Genomic DNA, 18,306 nt, shown 5'->3' with positions numbered 1-18,306 from the left:
ATCTTAATCTGCAAAAAGCTATAATGGTAATAAATACAAAGGATGTCAGCAGATTCGGGGGATGGGTGTATGGAATTATCGGACAGGCATTATGAAAGGAAAAAGAAATACAAATATCCCGCGAAAAGCCGCAGGATCTGGATCATTATTTCTATACTTTTGATATCCTGCTGTGCCCTGGATATGTTCTATTATAAAAAAATACAGGACGGACTTCTGGAACAGACCTACAGTGACCTGGAAAAGGAGAGTAATGTTGCCCGGAGTAATCTGGAGAGCCGACTGCAGGCAAAGCAGGAATGGCTGGAGATGATCGCGGCATTCTGTGATGTGCCTGACGGTTCCGGGAATGAGAACTGGTGGAACAAGACAAAGCAGTTCTGTACAGAGGATTACAGACTGGAGATCGGAGACACAGAGGGCAATCTTTATTATGGGGACCATCAGTCCGGTTATGTAGGGGACAAGCCATATTATCAGGAGCTCATAGCAGGAAAAAGAAGCATATCAGGCATCCAGTCCATGGGATATGAGGGGCAGGACAGCATTGTCGTTGGTGTTCCCATTCTGCGGGACGGAAAAGTACAGGGTGCGGTATGTGCGGAATATACGGTAAACAGTCTCGGAAAGCTGATAAACAGTTCAGAAATGAGCCAATACGGCGCCAATCTGGCGTTTACCGCGGAAGGTATCATGGTGGCCTCCTATCCCGGCATGGAAAAATTCGGGACCGTCTATGAGATGCTGGAAACCATGGAATATAAAAAGCAGGGGGAGGTAGGCCGGCTAAAGAAAAGTATTGCGTCGGGGGAATGCGGATATCTGGTCTATCATAACGGAGGCAGGATGCGGCTGTTCTATTACCAGCCGGTGGGGATCAGGGACTGGTATATTGCTTCCCTTGTTGTGACGGACAGTTATGAGAAGATCTTTAATGAGCTGAGGAGCATGTCCATTATTATTCTGCTGGCCACTACAGTCCTGATCATGGCGGCTGCTGTGCTTACCGCCTATGCCCTGAAGGTGAGGCGGAAGGAGATAGAAACAGTCAAAAAGGATGCCCTGACCGGAGTTTTCACCAGAGAAGCTGCACTTCAGGTGATACAGAGAGAGTTTGCAAAAAAAGGGGGCGGAAGCTACAGGGTATGCATGTTTCTGGACATAGACCACTTCAAAGAGATTAATGACACCTATGGACATGATGCGGGGGACAGAGTTCTGATCGAAACAGGGGCCATACTGAAAAAGTGTTTGAGAAATACGGATATTGTCAGCAGATATGGCGGTGACGAGTTCTGCATTTGGGTTTACGGAGATGTGGACAGTACAGTCCTGGTCAACATTGCAAACAGGATCCTGGGAGAATACCGGCAGGCCGGCTCCGTGAGTGTCAGTATCGGGATCGCGGCGGCAAAACAAGGTGACACAGACTATCAAACCGTCATAAAACGGGCAGACCAGGCTTTGTATAAAGCCAAGAGACAGGGCAGGAACCAATTTGTTTTGGACTATTCAAAGTAACCATAAAAACAGTAAGAAAGCATGAGACCAGCAGTTTTGGTTTCATGCTTTTTTTGACGATTGGGAAAATCTGCCTAACTTGTCCGCTTTACAAGAAAAGGTTGTTATGATACTTTGGGTAGAGATGAAGCGCAGGGGAAAAACGCTGGCTTAAGGAGTATACAGAGGTGAAAAGTATGAGAAAGAAACAGGGATTGTTTGTTCTGCTGACCGTTCTTTTGTCTCTTGCAGGATGCGGAGGCAGGGTAGAGAAGGGCGGGGGACTGGTGCCGTCAAAGGAACAGACAACAGAAGAGAAGACGGAGCTTGCCGTATTTTATTCGGGGGAGGATGCCAGGAGAATCTCCGTAATGGAAGAGTTGTGCGAGAAATTTATGGAGGAGAACCCGGATATCAGGCTTATAAGTGAGCACTCTGGAAGCGGTATATACTCAGAGACACTGAAAGCAAAAGAGGCTGCAGGGGAGTTTCCCGACATTTTTGAGATCCAGGACCCCTATACTTTCGCGGAGGCAGGAAAGCTGGGAGCCATTTCTGAGGATGTGGGAAAACTGGTGGAACAGCCATTTACCATTGAGGGTGAGATCTTTGCCGTACCTTTTTACAAGACATCTTTTGGGATCATCTATAACCAGGTGATCTTCAAGGAACTGGGACTCCAGGTGCCGGGAACATACGGAGAGTTTCTGGAAACCTGCAGAGTCCTAAAAGAGAGAGGCATTGCCCCTCTGGCCGCAGGCGGAAATCCTACAGAGACGGGAAAATATTGGCTGAACTATTATTTTCAGGTGAATCTGGCAAAAGGGGACCCGGACTGGCAGAGGGAGAGAAATCAGGGCCAGGTGTCTTTTCAGGATGAAAATGTGAAAGAGATGCTCACAGAATATCAGGACATGATGAACGGAGAATACATGTTGGAGGATTCCGTAAATATGAACGAGAATCAGGTGATCCAAGCCCTGCTTAACCAGGACGCCGCAATGGTCCTCACAGAGCCGTCCATGGTGTCAAAAATATGGGAGGCATACCCATTGGCGGTGGAATCCGGGAAGAACACACTGGGGGAGGAACTGGAAGAGGACCCTTGTATGTTCCGGCTGGGCTGGTTTTTTCTCCAGGATACGGAGGGGGAACCTGTGGTTGTCAGCGAAAAAGGCGCCCAGTGGGCCATATCAGATACCTGCGGCAATGAACGGGAAAAGAACAGGGCAGCCATGAAATTCCTGGAATTTTGTTTCCGGAAGGAGAACTACAGGAAGGTACTCCAGACCGTTTACGCCATCCCTGCCACAAAGGAGAAGATCCTGTATCCGGCTCCGGCTGTGCAGCAGAGTTTTCTTGTGGATTACCGTTATGCAGACAAAAGTGACGTCTACCTTGGGAACGAGGATACACCGGAGAATTTCAAACGCAGTATGTACGATGTGTTTTATTCTGTGGCCACCGGCACCATGAGCGTGGATACTGCTGCGGAAAAACTGGATGAATATTGGGACAATGTGCCGGGAAGCTGGTGAGGAGAATATGAGAAGAAGAGAAAAAGGACAGCATTATCAGAGTCTTTTTGTGAAATCCGTTGCAGCGCTGATCTTGATCGGGATCGTACCCCTGCTGATCATGGGTATCTCTATCTACAGTGCATACATGGATTCTCTGAGAGAGACGCTCCTGTCCAATATGTACCGCAGTGCCCTTTATGTGGGGAAAAACGCGGCAGACTTGTTTCAGGAGATGGAGGAGACGACCAAATATCTCTATAACTATAATATCACAGAATACGATTATCTCTACGAGCTGATGGAAGATGAAACGATCACACAGTCGCGCAGGGAGGCCCTGGTGAATGATGTGCTCAGGGATATCTTATACATGAACCAGCACATTGACCATGTATTTTTTATAACCCCTGACCGGGAAAGGTATTCCGTCATGCGTCCCCCGGAAGTGATGGTGAAAGAGAAGGAGATGGAAGCGTTCCATAGGAAAAACTTTCAGGAAGGGGATAAGCAGATGCGTCTGCTGCCCACTCACGACACCGGCTACTATTCGGATTCCAGTGATTTTACTGTGTCAAGAAATATTATGAACACCAGGACCATACAGTCTGCGGATGAGCAGGTGCTGGGCACGCTGTACATTGATGTGAGTGCTGCTTATTTTGACGGCATCATCAACGAGACAGACCTGGAAGAAGGCTGCCGGATGTATGTGATCGACCGAAAAGAGAAGGTCTTTGTCTACAGCCAAGAGAAGGAAAACACAGGCGAAAGCATTGGGAAGCTGGAGGAGTACCTGCCGGATATGGATGAGGACAAACAGTACATAAAGGCGGACGGCAATTACTTTATTTACAGACTCATACCGAATACGGACTGGGTTGTAGTGGAGGAGATCCCTGCATTTAATCTGGAAAACAGCTATCAGGAGATACAGACAAATATTTTGATCATAATCGGGTTCAGTGTTATCCTTCTGATGATCATTTATTTCTTCTATTCCAAGATGATGAACAAGCCTATACGCACGCTGAAGGATGCCATGGAGCAGATCCAGGACGGCGATCTGGACACCAGAGTGACTATAAAGTCCAACGATGAAGTAGGATTTCTTGCAAAGGGTTTGAATCAAATGACGGAAAACCTTCAAAATCATATCCAGCAGGTCTATATAGCGGAGATCAGGCAGCGGGACGCAGAGATTGAGGCCTTGAAAACACAGATACAGCCCCATTATCTGTACAATACCCTGGATGTTATCCGCATGACTGCCATCACCAACGATGACAATGTGACAGCAGAGATGATCGACAGTCTGTCAGGACAGCTCAAATACCTCATAGGAAATGCCAGGGATATGGTGACCCTTCAGGCAGAGATTGACAGCATACGCAATTATTTTAAGATCATCCGGATCCGTTATGACAACCGTTTTGAGCTGGAGATAAATATTGAGGAAAATCTTCTGGGTTTGGAGGTTCCCCAGCTTATTATCCAGCCGGTGGTGGAAAACGCGGTAAAGTATGGATTGAAACCCAAAAGCGGAACAGGGGTCATAGCAATTAATGCAAAAGAGGAGGACGGCTGTCTGGAGATCACAGTGATGGACAACGGTGTGGGCATGGAGCCGGAGCGTATGAAAACCGTGCAGGAGCGGCTGCAAAGCACGGAGACGGTCAAACATCCCAGAAGCAAGCGGGCAAGTCTGGGACTGAAGAATGTGTATGACCGCATTAAGCTGATGTTCGGGGATACTTACGGGCTTGAGATAAGCAGCTTTGAAAATATAGGAACTATGGTAAAATACCGGCTTCCCATCATAGACGGAAACACGCCGGCCAAGGAAGATCCAGGAGGAGAAAATGTTTAAGATCATAATTGCAGACGATGAGCCGGTCATTATCAGAGGGCTGAAGAAAATGATAAACTGGGAGCGCCTGAGTGCAGAGGTGATTGGGGAGGCTGCCAACGGGGAGGAGCTGCTGAAAAAGACAGAGGAGCTGAAGCCTGATATTATCATCTCTGATGTGGCTATGCCAAGAAAGACAGGTCTGGATGTTATCCGCCGGATCCGGGAGAACGGCTGGAAGATAAAGGTGATCTTTCTGAGCGGATATCAGGAGTTTGACTATGTGAAAAAGGCGATCAGCTACGAGGCTGTTGATTATCTTTTGAAGCCAGTAGGACAGGAGGAGCTGGAACAGTCTATTCTCCGCGCTGAAAAAATGCTGCGCACAGACAGCCCTATGGAATACTGGGAGGAAGAGAAGGACGATATGCAGACGGTATTCAAGAAAATCAATTCAGAATATGAATGCAGGGATCTGTACGGACATTTTCAGGAGATGGGTATAGAGACAGAGGGCAAAGAGTTCATTGGCGTATGTTTTGCAATCTCCCCTGAACTGAACCGGAGAGTCACAGACCAGAATATGAGGGAGCTGCTGCGTTTCTCCATTTTTAAACGGATCCAGGAATACCTTCGGGAAAAGAAAAGCGGATTTGTCATCAAGCGGGAGCCAAACAGCAGTAATGTGATCCTTCTCTTGGAGAAGGGACAGGATGATGCCTGGGTGCAGGGGGAGATCGGGCGTATCAGGGAGCATATTTACGGGGAATATAAGGTATGGCTCATAACCGGTATCGGAAAGCGTGTGGAGCAGGCTTCTGACCTAAAGTATGCGTATAAGACGGCAAAGTTCTCCTGTGAACTCTATTATTTCTGCGAGGAGGAAGTGGTTTGGTATCAGGATATAGCCAGAGAATTCCACTCATCTTTTGAAGACTACAATTCCTGCTATAAAGAATTGCTGGACCGGATCTTTAACAGGAGAGGTGAGTGGACAAGATCCCTTGCAAGAATTTTGGACATTATTGAAAACCTGCATTACGGAAACCGGTATGCAGCCGAGAACCGCTGTATTGCCATGACCATGGACCTGTACCGGGATTTACAGGAGTACCGTGTGCTGACAGAAGATTCCAGGGAGGAGTACGACAGGTTTACAGCAAAAATACGGGCGCAGAGTACCTTCCGTGACATGAAAAAACTGGTTGTGGGGTATCTGGGGAAACTTATGGGTGAGAGGGTATTAAGCGGTGCAGATAATGAGCGGGAGACTATCACCCTGGTAAAAAATTATATCCAGGAGCATTATGCTGAGGATATCAGTCTTGGAACCATGGCGAAAATGGTGTATATGAACCAGTATTATTTCAGCACATTCTTTAAAAAAGAGACAGGGCAGAACTTTAAAAACTATCTGGTGGAGGTGCGCATGAGGGAAGCCATGAAGCTGCTTATGTGCTCTGAAATGAAGACGTATGAGCTGGCGGAAGCTGTGGGGTATCACGATGTCCGTACGTTTACAGATAAATTCAGGGAGGTTTTCGGGGACAGCCCCTCTGCCTATAAAAAGCGCAGAAAGAATTAAAAAGGGTGGTGTTTTTAATATTATTCCGTGGGGTTTTTTAGATGAGCGTCCCATTTTATTGTCCGCATTTTGAAAGTATGATACTCTTTCGTCAGTACAGAAGGTACGGCAGTTGTAACTGTAAAGGGATTAACAGTTACCAAAGATCAAATAAAGGAAAGAGGGAAAACAATCATGAAGAAAAAGGCAGTAGCAGCATTAATGTGTCTCACAATGGCTATCTCACTGGCAGCCTGCGGCGGCGGTTCGGACAGTTCAGGCGGTGGATCAGCATCCAAGGGTGACGGCAAGGAAGAGGAAAGAGTAGTGGAACTGTGGACCTGCTGGACAGACGGGGCGGACACACAGATTGCGGGAACGGAGCAGATCAAGAAGTTTGAGGAGGAGACGGGAGTTAAAGTCAACCAGACCAACTTCACATATGACATGCTTCATGAAAAGATCCTGACAGCGGCAGCAGGCGGAAATGTGCCGGATTTGATCTGGGGACTTCCGGAATATGTAGGTGAGTTCTACAACATGGGGATTGTGGAGGACCTGACAGACCGTTTTGACCAGTGGGAGGACAAAGACGCCCTGTCCGATGCGGTGGTGAAGGCAATGACCATTGACGGCAAAATTGTGGGAATCCCATACGAGATGACCGTGCGTGCTTACCTGACACATGAAAAAGATATTACGGCAGCCGGAATTGAAGTTCCCCAGACATGGGAAGATCTGCTGGCACAGACAGACTACAAAGAGAAAAACGGAAAATATCTGACAGAGCTGGCCTGTACCGGTGTCCGCTCCGCACAGGAGCTGCTGGTATATCTGGCACAGTATGACCTGGAAATTGCATCTGCCCAGGAGGACGGAAAATATAAGAACACCTGGAAGGATAATAAAGATGAGCTGGAGAAAGCCACAAAGGTATTCCAGTTCTATAAAGACCTTGTAGACAAGGGTATCATTGATCCCAACTGTAAGAACTGGGGATGGGAGGAGACGGACGAGAACTTCGCCACAGGGATCACCTCCACATATGTTTCCGGAAACTGGCTGGCAGAGCGTGAGTCCTCCAATCCGGACACGATGGATGACGTGGCGGTATCAGCAATCCCTTATCCCTCAGACGGACATGAGGCAACTTACATGGAATGTAAACCACTGTTCATCATGGCGGACAGCAAAAATAAAGATGATGCATTTGATCTGGCTGCTGCGTTCTGCAGCAAAGAATGGCAGGAAGCAGGATTTGCGGACCGCTCCCCACGCTCCGATGTATCCACAGACAGCAAATGGAGCAAAGATTTCCAGGCATTATCTGACACAGGTATCACCTTCCCGCCTGTGACTCTGGGCGGAATCACACAGGCGATGCAGGATGCCATGGCAAAGGTACTCCAGGAAGGCGAGACCCCGGAGGCAACAGCAGAATGGTTATGCGACGCAGTCAATGCTTCCTTATCCGATTCCGGAGAATTGAGCGAATAATAGTAAATATTCAGTAGGTCTGCGCAGTTACTGTACACTCCGTGTCCAGTAACACGCTTCGCGATGCACAAATATGGAGCATTCTGCTCCATATCGCGCTGGCTGCCTCGGGATTTTCATGCTTCCGGCATGAAAACGCCTCCCGGTACAGTGGCCTGTGTACAGTAACTCTGCGCATTCACTGCGCTGACCGTAAGAAAGCATTCCGCAGCCAAGCAAAAATCCCATCGCCAAAGGCGATTCTGCATGGATTTTTGCCTGTAACTGTGAGGGTACTGAACAGTTACGAATAATAAAATGATATGCCGGAATGTTTAGGCAGCCGGAATGTGTCTGAAAATACATTCAGACACACTCTGACATAAGTGTTTCGGTGCGGGAGTCCGGCCTGCCGGGCTCCTTGTTCGTCTCAGGCAGGGGCCCGGCCCCGGAAAATTCTTATAGGAGGGATTTGACTTGAATAAATTTAAGAAACTTACCAGAGACCAGCGGAAGTGGAGGACCGCCATCATCATGCTGCTGCCCGCTCTTGTTTTTCTGGCTCTGCTGATCGCATATCCGCTTGGAAAAGTGATACACGACGCTTTTTACCATGTACATCTGATCAATAAATCTTTGACCGGTTTTGCCGGAGCAGCTAATTTCCAGAAGGTTCTGGCTGATGAACATTTCGGGCAGGCTGTAAAGAATACGGCATACTGGACTATTTTCTCCGTGTTGGGTGAATACCTTGTGGGTATGGTGACGGCTGTGCTGCTGAACCAAAAGTTTAAAGGCAGGGCCATATTCAGAACCTGTATCTTTATCCCATGGCTTGTACCCATCATTGTTGCGGGCATGACCTGGGACTGGATGCTGAACCCGGAGTTTGGCATTATCAATTATATGCTGACCAATATGCATATCATCAGTGAACCCATTAATTTTCTCGGGGACTCCAAGTATGCCATGGCAACCGTTATTTTTGTAAATATATGGAGAAGCTTTCCGTACTATACCATCTCCTTTTTGTCTGCCATGCAGTCCATTCCCGGAGATCTATCGGAGGCGGCAGCCATTGACGGGGCGGGCGTGTTCAAACGGTTTTTCAGGGTTACCCTGCCTCAGCTTCGCAGTGTTTCTCTTGTGATCGTATTTATACATATTATCTGGACTGCCATCAACTTTGATTTTATCTGGGTCATGACAGAGGGTGGGCCAAATTATGCGACAGAGACGCTGCCGCTTATGATTTACCGCTACTCAATGAAGAAGTTTGATGTGGGAGCCGCTTCGGCGCTTTCAACTATGATGTTTACCGTTATGGTGGTGCTGTTCATTTTCTATTACAGAAAACGTTCCAGTCTCAGCGACGATATGGCATAAGAAGGGAGGAGAAAGAGATGTTAAATAAAAGAAACCGTATTATCGGCAAGATCGTTACCTATATATCCCTGGTGTTTTTTTCGGCAATCTGTATTTTCCCCTTTTTGTGGATGCTGTTGTCAGCGCTGAAACCCAAAACAGAAATTCGTACGGCCGCCCCGTCCTTTCTGATCCATGCGCCTACTCTGGAAAATTTTAAAAGAGTGCTGGTGGATGTGGGATTTTTGCAGTATATTAAAAATAGCTTTTTTGTTTCTATAGTGGCCTGTATCCTCTCCATGGTCATTGCAGTCATGGCGGGATATGCCCTGAGCCGGTATTATAAGATGAAGCTGGTAAAGACCTCCAATCTGGCTATGATGCTCTCTCAGATGATCCCGGGTGTGCTGCTTTTAGTGCCCCTGTATCTGATCATGCAGAAAATGCAGATCCTGGAGTCCTATACTTCTTTGATCCTGGCTTATACAACTTTTGTAATACCCTTGTGCACCTTTATGATGAGCAGCTTTTTTGATACAGTGCCTCTGGCTCTTGAGGAAGCTGCGGAGATTGACGGGTGCAACAAGGCGCAGACAATTTTTAAGATCATATTGCCCTTATCTCTGCCCAGTTTGGTGTCCACAGGACTTTACGCCTTTATCAACGCATGGAATGAGTTCATGTTCGGGTATATATTTATCTCTACAGATAAATACCGGACACTGACCCCGGCTATCATGTTGTTTAAAGGGGTAAATACGGTTGACTGGGGCGGCCTTATGGCCGGTTCCGTGGTTGCCGTGATCCCTGTCACCTTTATTTTCCTGTTCCTGCAAAGGTATTTCCTGGCAGGACTTATGAGCGGTTCCGTGAAGGGCTGACGGGAGGAATGAAATGAAAAGAATCGAATTATATGAGAACAAGATCCACATGCTGTGGGAAGTGACAGATGCGGGGGAGATCAAACTCCTGCATTTTTCCGCACTGCCTTTTGAGGAGGACACCTTAACTTCCGAGACGGGGACCCAGTCCTTTTATCCGGTGGAGATCCTGGTTTCCGGACAGGACCGTGTGGGTGAACGGCATGGACATAAGTATATCCAGACGTCCCCCGGATACAGAATGAAATACAGGGAGTTCCGGGACTTCAGAAATGAGAGGGGAAGGAAACTGGAGGTTGTGACAGAGGACCATATCACCGGTCTGGATGTTACCAGCCATTATCAGTTTTATGATGGGATTTCCGTGGTGCGTGCCTGGACAGAGGTGAGGAACCGGGGAACAGAGCCTCAGGGTCTGGAATATGTATCCTCTTTTGCGCTCAACGGTATTGAGAAGGAAGGGCTGCGTGAGTTTGACGAGAAACTGGAGCTTAGGATCCCTCACAACGCATGGCAGAAGGAGCTGGACTGGGCCTCTTATACCTTACGTGAACTGGGGCTTTCCTCTACTCAGCCGCACTCCATGCACCGATCTTCCAAGACGATTGGCATAGGGAATACCGGTAACTGGTCCGCAAAGGAATACATACCTATGGGATACCTGGAGAATCAGGAGACAAGAAGTTCTCTGTTCTGGCAGATCGAACATAACGGTTCCTGGTATTGGGAGATCAGTGACCAGGATGGGCATGTGTATCTGAAACTGAGCGGTCCCACAGAGCACCATAACCATTGGTGGAAGAACCTGCAGCCAGGGGAAACTTTTCTGACGGTCCCTGTGTCTGTAGGCACAGCAGCGGGTGGCTTCGACGAAGCCATGGGAGAGCTGACAAAGTACCGCCGCGCCATCCGCCGGGTAAATGATGACAATGAGAATCTAAAGGTTATCTTTAATGATTATATGAACTGCCTGTTTGGGGACCCTACCACTGAGAAGGAAATACCGCTGATCGATAAGGCTGCCGAGGCGGGATGCGAGTATTTCTGTATTGACGCAGGCTGGTATTCCGCGGGATACTGGTGGGACGGTGTGGGGGAATGGCTGCCATCCAAGGAGCGTTTCCCGGGCGGTATTAAGGAAGTTACCGATTACATACGGGCTAAGGGAATGATACCCGGTGTATGGCTGGAGCTGGAGGTCATGGGGATCAAATGTCCTAAGGCAGGCCGGGTAAAGGATGACTGGTATTTTATGCGCCATGGAAAACGCGTCTATGACAGAAGTCGTTATCAGTTGGACTTCCGCAATCCTCAGGTGCGTGCCCATGCCACGGAGGTCATAGACCGGGTAGTAAATGAGTATGGTGTGGGTTATATCAAAATGGACTACAACATTGAACCGGGGATTGGCACAGAAGTGGATGCGGACAGTTATGGGGACGGGCTTCTGGGGCATAACCGGGCATATCTGGAATGGCTGGATGGTATTTTTGAAAAGTATCCGGACCTTATTATTGAAAACTGTTCCTCCGGCGGCCTGCGTATGGATTACGCTATGCTGTCCAGGTATAGTATCCAGTCTACCAGTGACCAGGAGGATTATGTGAGATATGCCACCATCACTGCAAATGCGCCTTCGGCAGTGACACCTGAGCAGGCAGCGGTCTGGTCTTATCCTCTGACAGACGGGGACTGTGAGGAGGTTATCTTTAATATGGTGAACGCCCTGCTTCTGCGGATCCACCAGAGCGGGCATTTAGTGAATCTGAGTCCTGAACGGTTTAATTATGTGAAAGAGGCGATTACTTATTATAAAACCATTCGTCCTCTGACAAAAAAAGCGCTGCCCTACTGGCCTCTGGGATTATCCTCCTATGGGGACCCGTGGGTGAGCCTTGGGCTGGAAGCGGAAGCAAAAGATTTCCTGGCTGTGTGGAGACGGGACAGCCAATCACCGGTACAGGAAATTCCTGTGAAACATCTGAAAGGAAAAGATGTGCAGGCAGTGTGCGCCTACCCGGAAAATGCGGAGTGCGCGTACCACTGGAATAAAGAGGCAGGTACCCTGACCATTGAACTGCCGGCAAGGGTAAGTGCCAGGATTTTTGAGCTTAGATATTGATAGTGAGAGGTGAGCAGCGCTTTGTGCAGAGCCGGGTGACAGTGTGCAGAGCCGGATGACAGTGTACAGAGGCGGTTGGCAGTGTACAGAGGCGGATGACAGTGTGCGGCCCGGATGTTTATTTGCGGCATCCGGGCTGTGCGCTGTTTGATGGTGGATTTTGCTTGACATGGCTGTGGAGGCGTGATAAAGTATTTACATCGTTATAGAATATTTTCTATATATTTTCTGATTATCCCTGTTCAGGGATTGACTACCCATAAATACCTAATTAAATAAATTGCCATCTGAAAGATATTGAGGTATCAGTCTGTAAAGGTTATAATATAGATATAGATAACCGATTTTTCTTTATCCTTCAGATTCAGAGAGGAGGAAGGATGAAGAGATATACAAATGACGGATTCATCATGAGGCCCAAGGTGGATTTCTGTTTTAAGGAGCTGATGGAGGAAGCGGAGGTACGAAGAGGGTTTATAGCGGCAGTTATGCATATTCCGCCGGAGGAGATTGTGGAGACAACCCTGCTTCCAACACATTTGCGGACCAGACATGAGGAAGATAAACTGGGGATCTTGGATGTACGTGTGCTTTTAGCCGATGGGACACAGATAGACATAGAGATTCAGGTCAGTCCGTTTCTGCTGTGGCCGGAGCGTTCTCTGTTTTATCTAGCTAAAATGTTTACGGACCAGATAGAAAAAGGTGAAAGCTATGAGAGGCTGGAGAAGTGCGTACATATTGGGATACTGGATTTTATTTTGTTTGACGCAGAGGAATCATTCTATTCCTGTTATCATATGAGGGAGGATGTCAGTCAAAATCTTTATTCGGACAAGCTGGAAGTCCATATCCTTGAACTTCCGAAGCTTTCCGAGAAAAACTACCCTGAAACAGAGCTTCTGAACTGGGCAAAATTCATGAATGCCGAAAGGCAGGAGGAGTTTGAAGCGATGGCGGAGAAAGATCAATATATTGAGAAGGCGTATGAAGCTTTGAAGAACATCAGCGCAGACAAGGAAAAGAGATTGGAATATGAAGCCAGGGAGAAGGCGCTGCGGGACCATGATTATCTTATGAAAAGCAATTGGGAGGCCGGGCTGGAAGCCGGAAAGAAGGCCGGACTGGAGGCCGGAGAGAAGATTGGTATAAATAAAGGGATTGAACAGGGAGAAGGCAGAGTAAACCGGCTGATACAGCTTCTTATCGTAAACTCGCGTACAGACGAAATTGAAAAGGCAGTCACCGACAAAGAATATCAGAGTAAATTATTTATTGAGTTTAAATTATAAATCAGATCATGAGGCCAGAACTGCGTATTGCAAAGCAGTAACGGATTATTCTGATGATTAAAAGATAGGAAATAGGCAAATCTATTCTTTTCGGTAGAAGCTGAATTCCGGAAGGGATCATATTGATCCTATACCGGAATTCAGACTACACCGATATATTTCTAATTTCCCTATTCAGGGAATGGATATCCATAAAAATAATAATTAAATAAAGAGCCGTCTGAAAGTTGTTGAGGAATCTGTCTTTTATGGTTATACTATTCTTATAGATAACCGATATCTTTTCATCTTTCAGAAGCGGAGAGGGGTGGAGATGGAGAGATATGCAGGCGAAGATTTCATCATGAAGCCAAAGGTGGACTTCTGTTTCAAGGAGCTGATGGAGGAGGCGGAGGTGCGGAAAGGTTTTTCAGCCGCTGTACTTCATATTCCTCCGGAAGATATAGCAGAGACTTTGCTGCTTCCAACTAATCTGAGAAAAAAATATGAGGAAGACAAACTTGGAATCCTGGATGTACGTGTATTATTAAATAACAGCACACAGATTGATATCGAGATTCAGGTCAGTCCGTTTTTACTGTGGCCGGAGCGTTCCCTGTTTTATCTTGCTAAAATGTTTACGGACCAGATAGAAAAAGGTGAAGGCTATGAGAAGCTGGAGAAGTGCGTACACGTTGGAATTTTGGATTTTATCTTATTTGGTGAGGACAAGGAGTATTACTCCTGCTTCCATATAAGAGAGGATGTCAGAAACTGTCTCTACACAGATAAGCTGGAAGTACATATCCTGGAACTGCCGAAGCTTAAAAAGCATGACTACCCTGAAACAGAACTTCTGAACTGGGCAAAATTCATGAATGCCGAGAGGCAGGAGGAGTTTGAAGAGATGGCGGAGAAAGATCAATATATTGAGAAGGCATATGAAGCTTTGAAGAACATCAGCGCGGACGAGGAAAAGAGATTAGAATATGAAGCCAGGGAGAAGGCGCTGCGGGATCATGATTATCTTATGAAAAGCAATTGGGAGGCCGGAGAGAAGATTGGTATAAATAAAGGGATTGAACAGGGGGAAGGCAGAGTAAATCGGCTGATACAGCTTCTTATTGCAAACTCGCGTACAGACGAAATTGAAAAGGCAGTCACTGACAAAGAATATCAGAGTAAATTATTTATTGAGTTTAAATTATAAATCAGATCATGAGTATCCTGGAACTGCCGAAGCTTAAAAAGCATGACTACCCTGAAACAGAGCTTCTGAACTGGGCAAAATTCATGAATGCCGAGAGGCAGGAGGAGTTTGAAGAGATGGCGGAGAAAGATCAATATATTGAGAAGGCATATGAAGCTTTGAAGAACATCAGCGCGGACGAGGAAAAGAGATTAGAATATGAAGCCAGGGAGAAGGCGCTGCGGGACCATGATTATCTTATGAAAAGCAATTGGGAGGCCGGGCTGGAAGCCGGAAAGAAGATTGGTATAAATAAAGGCATTGAACAGGGCGAAGGTAGAGTAAACCGGCTGATACAGCTTCTTATTGTAAATTCGCGCACAGATGAAATTGAAAAGGCAGTCAGCGACAAAGAATACCAGCAGGCTTTGTTCCGGGAATTACATTTATAAACCGGGCCGGTTCTGATACGGATGATCTTAGTAAACCGGTTCCGTTTTTTGTACAATGACTTTGGTTAGTTTACAAAGAACTATACACAGACCAGGAAACGGGCCGCTGACAAGATGAACGACGCATGGAATGCACCGTTCAATCCTGCCACAAACCCAAGAGCGTGGAAATATCTTTCCCTGAATGGGTAACCAGGTTATCGTTCACAAACACCGTTCTGGAAACAGGAACCGTATCGGATAGAAAATCTAAAAAAAATACACATTGCTATTTTTTCGACTTTGTTATATTCTTATAATTACCGCCAAAGACAATCCACTCCGGAGTCGTAAGCGGCAATTAAGATACCAGGCAGAGCCGCACTAGACCCTGCAGGGGAGGAGAATAAGACAGAGGATAAAGGAGGAACCGGCATGTGTGAGAGAACCGTTCGCTTCAGTGAGATCAATGAAATTAAGGAGTTTGTGAGCGCGGCATGCCGATGTAAATTTGACATCGACGTTGTCAGCGGCAGAATCGTGATTGACGCCAAATCCATTCTGGGTATGCTGAGCCTGAACTGGGATGAGGAACTCCGTGTGGTTTATGAAGAACCGGACCCGCATTTTGAGAACGTTTTACAAAAATATATGACCAGTTGAACAACAAACCCGTCTTTGGATGCCACGGCATTTGAACAGACGGGTTTTTGCACAGCTCTTTGTCCGGAAGGTGTTTGCAAATTCATTCCGGCAATCTGCACGCCCCACGTTACGGTATATTTGCCCTAACCTGCTATTCACCCACGCTTACGCGATGCTGTACCAGTTTTCGGTATTCCTTTGGGGAGAACCCCAGTTTCTGGTTAAACAGGTTGATCAGGCTGTTGCTGCTCTGGTACCCCACCTCATAGGCAATCTCTTCCACGGTCATAAAAGTGCGGGCCAGCAGTATTTTGGCCTGGTCAAGCCGTGTATTGATCACATAGTCGATGGGAGACAACCCGGTCTCCTCTTTAAAACGGTGGGAAAAATAATAAGTGCTCAGATTGGCTATGTCCGCCAGTTCCTCCAGCGTGATCTTTTCTCCCACATGCCCTCTGATATATCGGATGGTCTTTTCTATAGAAGTATCTTCTTTCTGATTATGCAGTTCCCTCTCACTCAGCAGTTGAAGCAGTTTGTAGATCCGCATGGAACTGTCAAACATATTTTCAACCCCATCCTGTTCATAAAACTTCACCATATTGTAAATTAAATTTCCAACCAGCGCATTGTTCTGATTGCGTATCAGCGGTCCGAATAATTTGAGGATATGCCCGCAGATCTCATGGGAATTGGAACCGTCAAAATGGATATACACAAACTCCAGCCCATCCATAGCCTGGTAATAGTGGGGTTTGGCACAGTCCAGCAGCACCACGTCCCCTTTCTTCGCGTCAAAGGATTCCCCCTCATACTCCACGTGCAGGATTCCTTCCCTGATATAAGCCACAAGAAGCGGCGGGAAATACTCCCTTTTCATAAAATATCTTCCTGTACAAAAATAATGCCCGCACCAGGTAGGATAAAAATAAAGCTGCCTGGCTGTATCGGAAGGTGTAAAAGAGAAGCATACGGAACGGGCAAGGACACCGGTATCCACACTTTTCATATCTTCTTTTCTCCCTGTCTTTTTTATCTCATTATAATCCCCCTGACTAATAAAAGCAATATCCATGAACTTTTTGGCAAAAACCCATATTTAAAAGCACGCCGTATATGCGTATAATACAAGTATCAAAACAAACAAAGCAAAATCAAACTCAAAAAATCACCGTTATATCAAAGAAAATGGCCGTTTTCATGATGGGATAACTGCGTGCAGTTTAAAAGCATCAAAAGAATAAACAATTTATAAAAAAGCAAATTAATGTGAATTTATCAGGAGGAAAATAAAATGTTAAACGGAGAAAAGAGAATTGAAAGACCGCTTCGCTGGGGAATGATCGGTGGAGGAAGAACAGGAAATGTCGGTTACAAACACAGATTGGGAGCATTGAGGGACAACACGGCATATGAACTGGTGGCAGGCGCTTTTGACCTTGACTTTGAACGTTGTAAAGATTTTGGTATGAACCTGGGCGTTGCCAAAGACCGTTTATACCCGGATTACAAGACCATGTTTGAGGAGGAGGCAAAGCGTGCGGACGGTGTGGAAGTGGTTTCCATCGCAACACCAAATTTTACGCACTATGAGATCACAAAGGCAGCCCTTAATGCAGGACTTCATGTGATCTGTGAAAAACCTCTGTTCTTCAAAGTGGAGCAGGGTGAGGAAATCAAAGCCCTGGCAGAGAACATGAATAAAATCGTAGGTGTTACATACGGATTCTCAGGAAGCCAGCTCCTGCTTCAGATGCGCCAGATGGTGCAGAACGGAGATTTGGGAGACATTCACATGGTAGAGCTGCAGTACACACACGGTTTCGCCTGTGATGAGATCGGTGATAAAGTTTCAGAAGGGCAGAAATGGCGTGTTGACCCGGAAAAATCAGGCCCATCCTTTGTACTGGGCGACCTGTCCACACATACCTTTTATATGTCAGAATTAATCTGCCCGGAACTGAAGCTGAAACAAGTTCTCTGTGACCGCCAGAGTTTTGTAAGATCACGGGAACCCCTTGAGGATAATGCTTACGTTCTGATGCGCTACGAGAATGGTGCCGTGGGCCGTATGTGGGCTTCCGCTGTTAATGCAGGCTGTATGGACGGACATAGGATCCGCATTGTGGGATCAAAAGCTTCCGTTGAATTCTCCGACAATCAGCCAAACGAACTGCTCTATCAGGTCCAAGGTGAGCCCATACGCAAAATGATCCGTTCCATGCCCTACCTTTATGATGCGTGCAACGCTGATGAGCGACTGGGTGCCCTGCATGCAGAGGGGCTTCCGGAGAGCTGGGCAAATATTTATCTGAAATTTGCCATTGCCATTGACGCTAAAAACAGAGGCGATGAGGAAACTTTGAAAAATCTTGTTTACCCGGGGATCGACGCTGGTATCGATGGTATCCGCTGGGTGACAAAATGTGTGGAATCCGCTGACAAAGGCGGCGTTTGGGTAGATTATAAATAATCGGATAAGAGGAGGAAAGAAAA

The 18,306-nt window shown here is 46.8% G+C and carries 14 protein-coding genes and 1 pseudogene; 13 read left to right on the top strand and 2 right to left on the bottom strand.

The features are described 5' to 3' along the window. Window positions 1–69: 69 nt before the first annotated feature. From C6P39_RS08395 to C6P39_RS08335, 12 genes are all read left to right on the top strand, one after another. Window positions 70–1,521: a sensor domain-containing diguanylate cyclase gene (locus C6P39_RS08395; protein WP_158661502.1), complete on the top strand. Its 1,452-nt coding sequence runs from the start codon at window positions 70–72 to the stop codon at window positions 1,519–1,521. Between the two features lie 176 nt (window positions 1,522–1,697). Next, window positions 1,698–3,038: an ABC transporter substrate-binding protein gene (locus tag C6P39_RS08390; protein ID WP_158661501.1), complete on the top strand. Its 1,341-nt coding sequence runs from the start codon at window positions 1,698–1,700 to the stop codon at window positions 3,036–3,038. Continuing rightward, on the top strand, window positions 3,004–4,887 hold the full coding sequence (locus tag C6P39_RS08385) for a cache domain-containing sensor histidine kinase (RefSeq protein WP_095174591.1): 1,884 nt from the start codon (window positions 3,004–3,006) through the stop codon (window positions 4,885–4,887). The genes C6P39_RS08390 and C6P39_RS08385 overlap by 35 nt, the downstream gene beginning before the upstream one ends. Next, on the top strand, window positions 4,880–6,451 hold the full coding sequence (locus tag C6P39_RS08380) for a response regulator transcription factor (RefSeq protein WP_104803448.1): 1,572 nt from the start codon (window positions 4,880–4,882) through the stop codon (window positions 6,449–6,451). The genes C6P39_RS08385 and C6P39_RS08380 overlap by 8 nt, the downstream gene beginning before the upstream one ends. 174 nt (window positions 6,452–6,625) lie before the next feature. Next, window positions 6,626–7,927, top strand: a complete 1,302-nt coding sequence (locus C6P39_RS08375; protein ID WP_095174593.1) for an ABC transporter substrate-binding protein — start codon at window positions 6,626–6,628, stop codon at window positions 7,925–7,927. A gap of 456 nt (window positions 7,928–8,383) precedes the next feature. Then, window positions 8,384–9,292 (top strand): carbohydrate ABC transporter permease, encoded by a 909-nt coding sequence (locus C6P39_RS08365; RefSeq protein WP_104803446.1) that lies wholly within the window; start codon window positions 8,384–8,386, stop codon window positions 9,290–9,292. A 17-nt stretch (window positions 9,293–9,309) separates the two neighbouring features. Next, window positions 9,310–10,152, top strand: coding sequence for a carbohydrate ABC transporter permease (locus C6P39_RS08360; RefSeq protein WP_104803445.1), 843 nt, complete (start codon window positions 9,310–9,312; stop codon window positions 10,150–10,152). Between the two features lie 13 nt (window positions 10,153–10,165). Next, window positions 10,166–12,274, top strand: a complete 2,109-nt coding sequence (locus C6P39_RS08355) for a glycoside hydrolase family 36 protein (protein WP_104803444.1) — start codon at window positions 10,166–10,168, stop codon at window positions 12,272–12,274. A gap of 380 nt (window positions 12,275–12,654) precedes the next feature. Further along, entirely contained in the window at window positions 12,655–13,566 is a 912-nt protein-coding gene (locus C6P39_RS08350; RefSeq protein ID WP_104803443.1) for an Rpn family recombination-promoting nuclease/putative transposase, read from the top strand. 313 nt (window positions 13,567–13,879) lie between these two features. Next, a complete protein-coding gene (locus C6P39_RS08345) occupies window positions 13,880–14,755 on the top strand; it encodes an Rpn family recombination-promoting nuclease/putative transposase (protein WP_104803442.1) in 876 nt (291 codons plus the stop codon). An 8-nt stretch (window positions 14,756–14,763) separates the two neighbouring features. After that, window positions 14,764–15,186 (top strand): Rpn family recombination-promoting nuclease/putative transposase, encoded by a 423-nt coding sequence (locus C6P39_RS08340; RefSeq protein ID WP_242986995.1) that lies wholly within the window; start codon window positions 14,764–14,766, stop codon window positions 15,184–15,186. A 414-nt stretch (window positions 15,187–15,600) separates the two neighbouring features. Beyond that, window positions 15,601–15,828, top strand: a complete 228-nt coding sequence (locus tag C6P39_RS08335; protein ID WP_095174599.1) for an HPr family phosphocarrier protein — start codon at window positions 15,601–15,603, stop codon at window positions 15,826–15,828. Here the strand turns inward: C6P39_RS08335 and C6P39_RS28710 are convergent. Both C6P39_RS28710 and C6P39_RS08330 read right to left on the bottom strand, forming a co-directional pair. Continuing rightward, window positions 15,771–15,947: pseudogene (locus C6P39_RS28710) on the bottom strand (DUF6783 domain-containing protein); the annotation flags it as partial. The gene C6P39_RS08335 and the pseudogene C6P39_RS28710 sit on opposite strands and share 58 nt — an antisense overlap. Window positions 15,948–15,961: 14 nt before the next feature. Continuing rightward, window positions 15,962–16,819 (bottom strand): helix-turn-helix domain-containing protein, encoded by an 858-nt coding sequence (locus C6P39_RS08330; protein WP_158661500.1) that lies wholly within the window; start codon window positions 16,817–16,819, stop codon window positions 15,962–15,964. A 285-nt stretch (window positions 16,820–17,104) separates the two neighbouring features. Here C6P39_RS08330 and C6P39_RS08325 point away from each other — a divergent pair, with 285 nt between their 5' ends. After that, complete coding sequence (locus C6P39_RS08325) at window positions 17,105–18,283, top strand: Gfo/Idh/MocA family protein (protein ID WP_104803441.1); 1,179 nt, start codon at window positions 17,105–17,107, stop codon at window positions 18,281–18,283. The last annotated feature ends 23 nt before the right edge of the window (window positions 18,284–18,306 follow it).

This window comes from Blautia marasmi, from assembly GCF_900258535.1.
Lineage (GTDB): Bacteria > Bacillota > Clostridia > Lachnospirales > Lachnospiraceae > Blautia > Blautia hominis.
The sequence above is the reverse complement of the archived record's forward strand: the minus strand, read 5'-3'. Positions and strand labels throughout refer to the sequence as shown.

Bases quoted from the DNA above. Each gene is read 5' to 3' on its own strand.
- C6P39_RS08345 (WP_104803442.1), top strand. From the start codon at position 13,880: ATGGAGAGATATGCAGGCGAAGATTTCATCATGAAGCCAAAGGTGGAC.
- C6P39_RS08395 (WP_158661502.1), top strand. From the start codon at position 70: ATGGAATTATCGGACAGGCATTATGAAAGGAAAAAGAAATACAAATAT.
- C6P39_RS08325 (WP_104803441.1), top strand. From the start codon at position 17,105: ATGTTAAACGGAGAAAAGAGAATTGAAAGACCGCTTCGCTGGGGAATG.
- C6P39_RS08335 (WP_095174599.1), top strand. From the start codon at position 15,601: ATGTGTGAGAGAACCGTTCGCTTCAGTGAGATCAATGAAATTAAGGAG.
- C6P39_RS08350 (WP_104803443.1), top strand. From the start codon at position 12,655: ATGAAGAGATATACAAATGACGGATTCATCATGAGGCCCAAGGTGGAT.
- C6P39_RS08340 (WP_242986995.1), top strand. From the start codon at position 14,764: ATGAGTATCCTGGAACTGCCGAAGCTTAAAAAGCATGACTACCCTGAA.
- C6P39_RS08385 (WP_095174591.1), top strand. From the start codon at position 3,004: ATGAATATTGGGACAATGTGCCGGGAAGCTGGTGAGGAGAATATGAGA.
- C6P39_RS08375 (WP_095174593.1), top strand. From the start codon at position 6,626: ATGAAGAAAAAGGCAGTAGCAGCATTAATGTGTCTCACAATGGCTATC.
- C6P39_RS08390 (WP_158661501.1), top strand. From the start codon at position 1,698: ATGAGAAAGAAACAGGGATTGTTTGTTCTGCTGACCGTTCTTTTGTCT.
- C6P39_RS08355 (WP_104803444.1), top strand. From the start codon at position 10,166: ATGAAAAGAATCGAATTATATGAGAACAAGATCCACATGCTGTGGGAA.
- C6P39_RS08330 (WP_158661500.1), bottom strand. From the start codon at position 16,819: ATGAAAAGTGTGGATACCGGTGTCCTTGCCCGTTCCGTATGCTTCTCT.
- C6P39_RS08360 (WP_104803445.1), top strand. From the start codon at position 9,310: ATGTTAAATAAAAGAAACCGTATTATCGGCAAGATCGTTACCTATATA.
- C6P39_RS08380 (WP_104803448.1), top strand. From the start codon at position 4,880: ATGTTTAAGATCATAATTGCAGACGATGAGCCGGTCATTATCAGAGGG.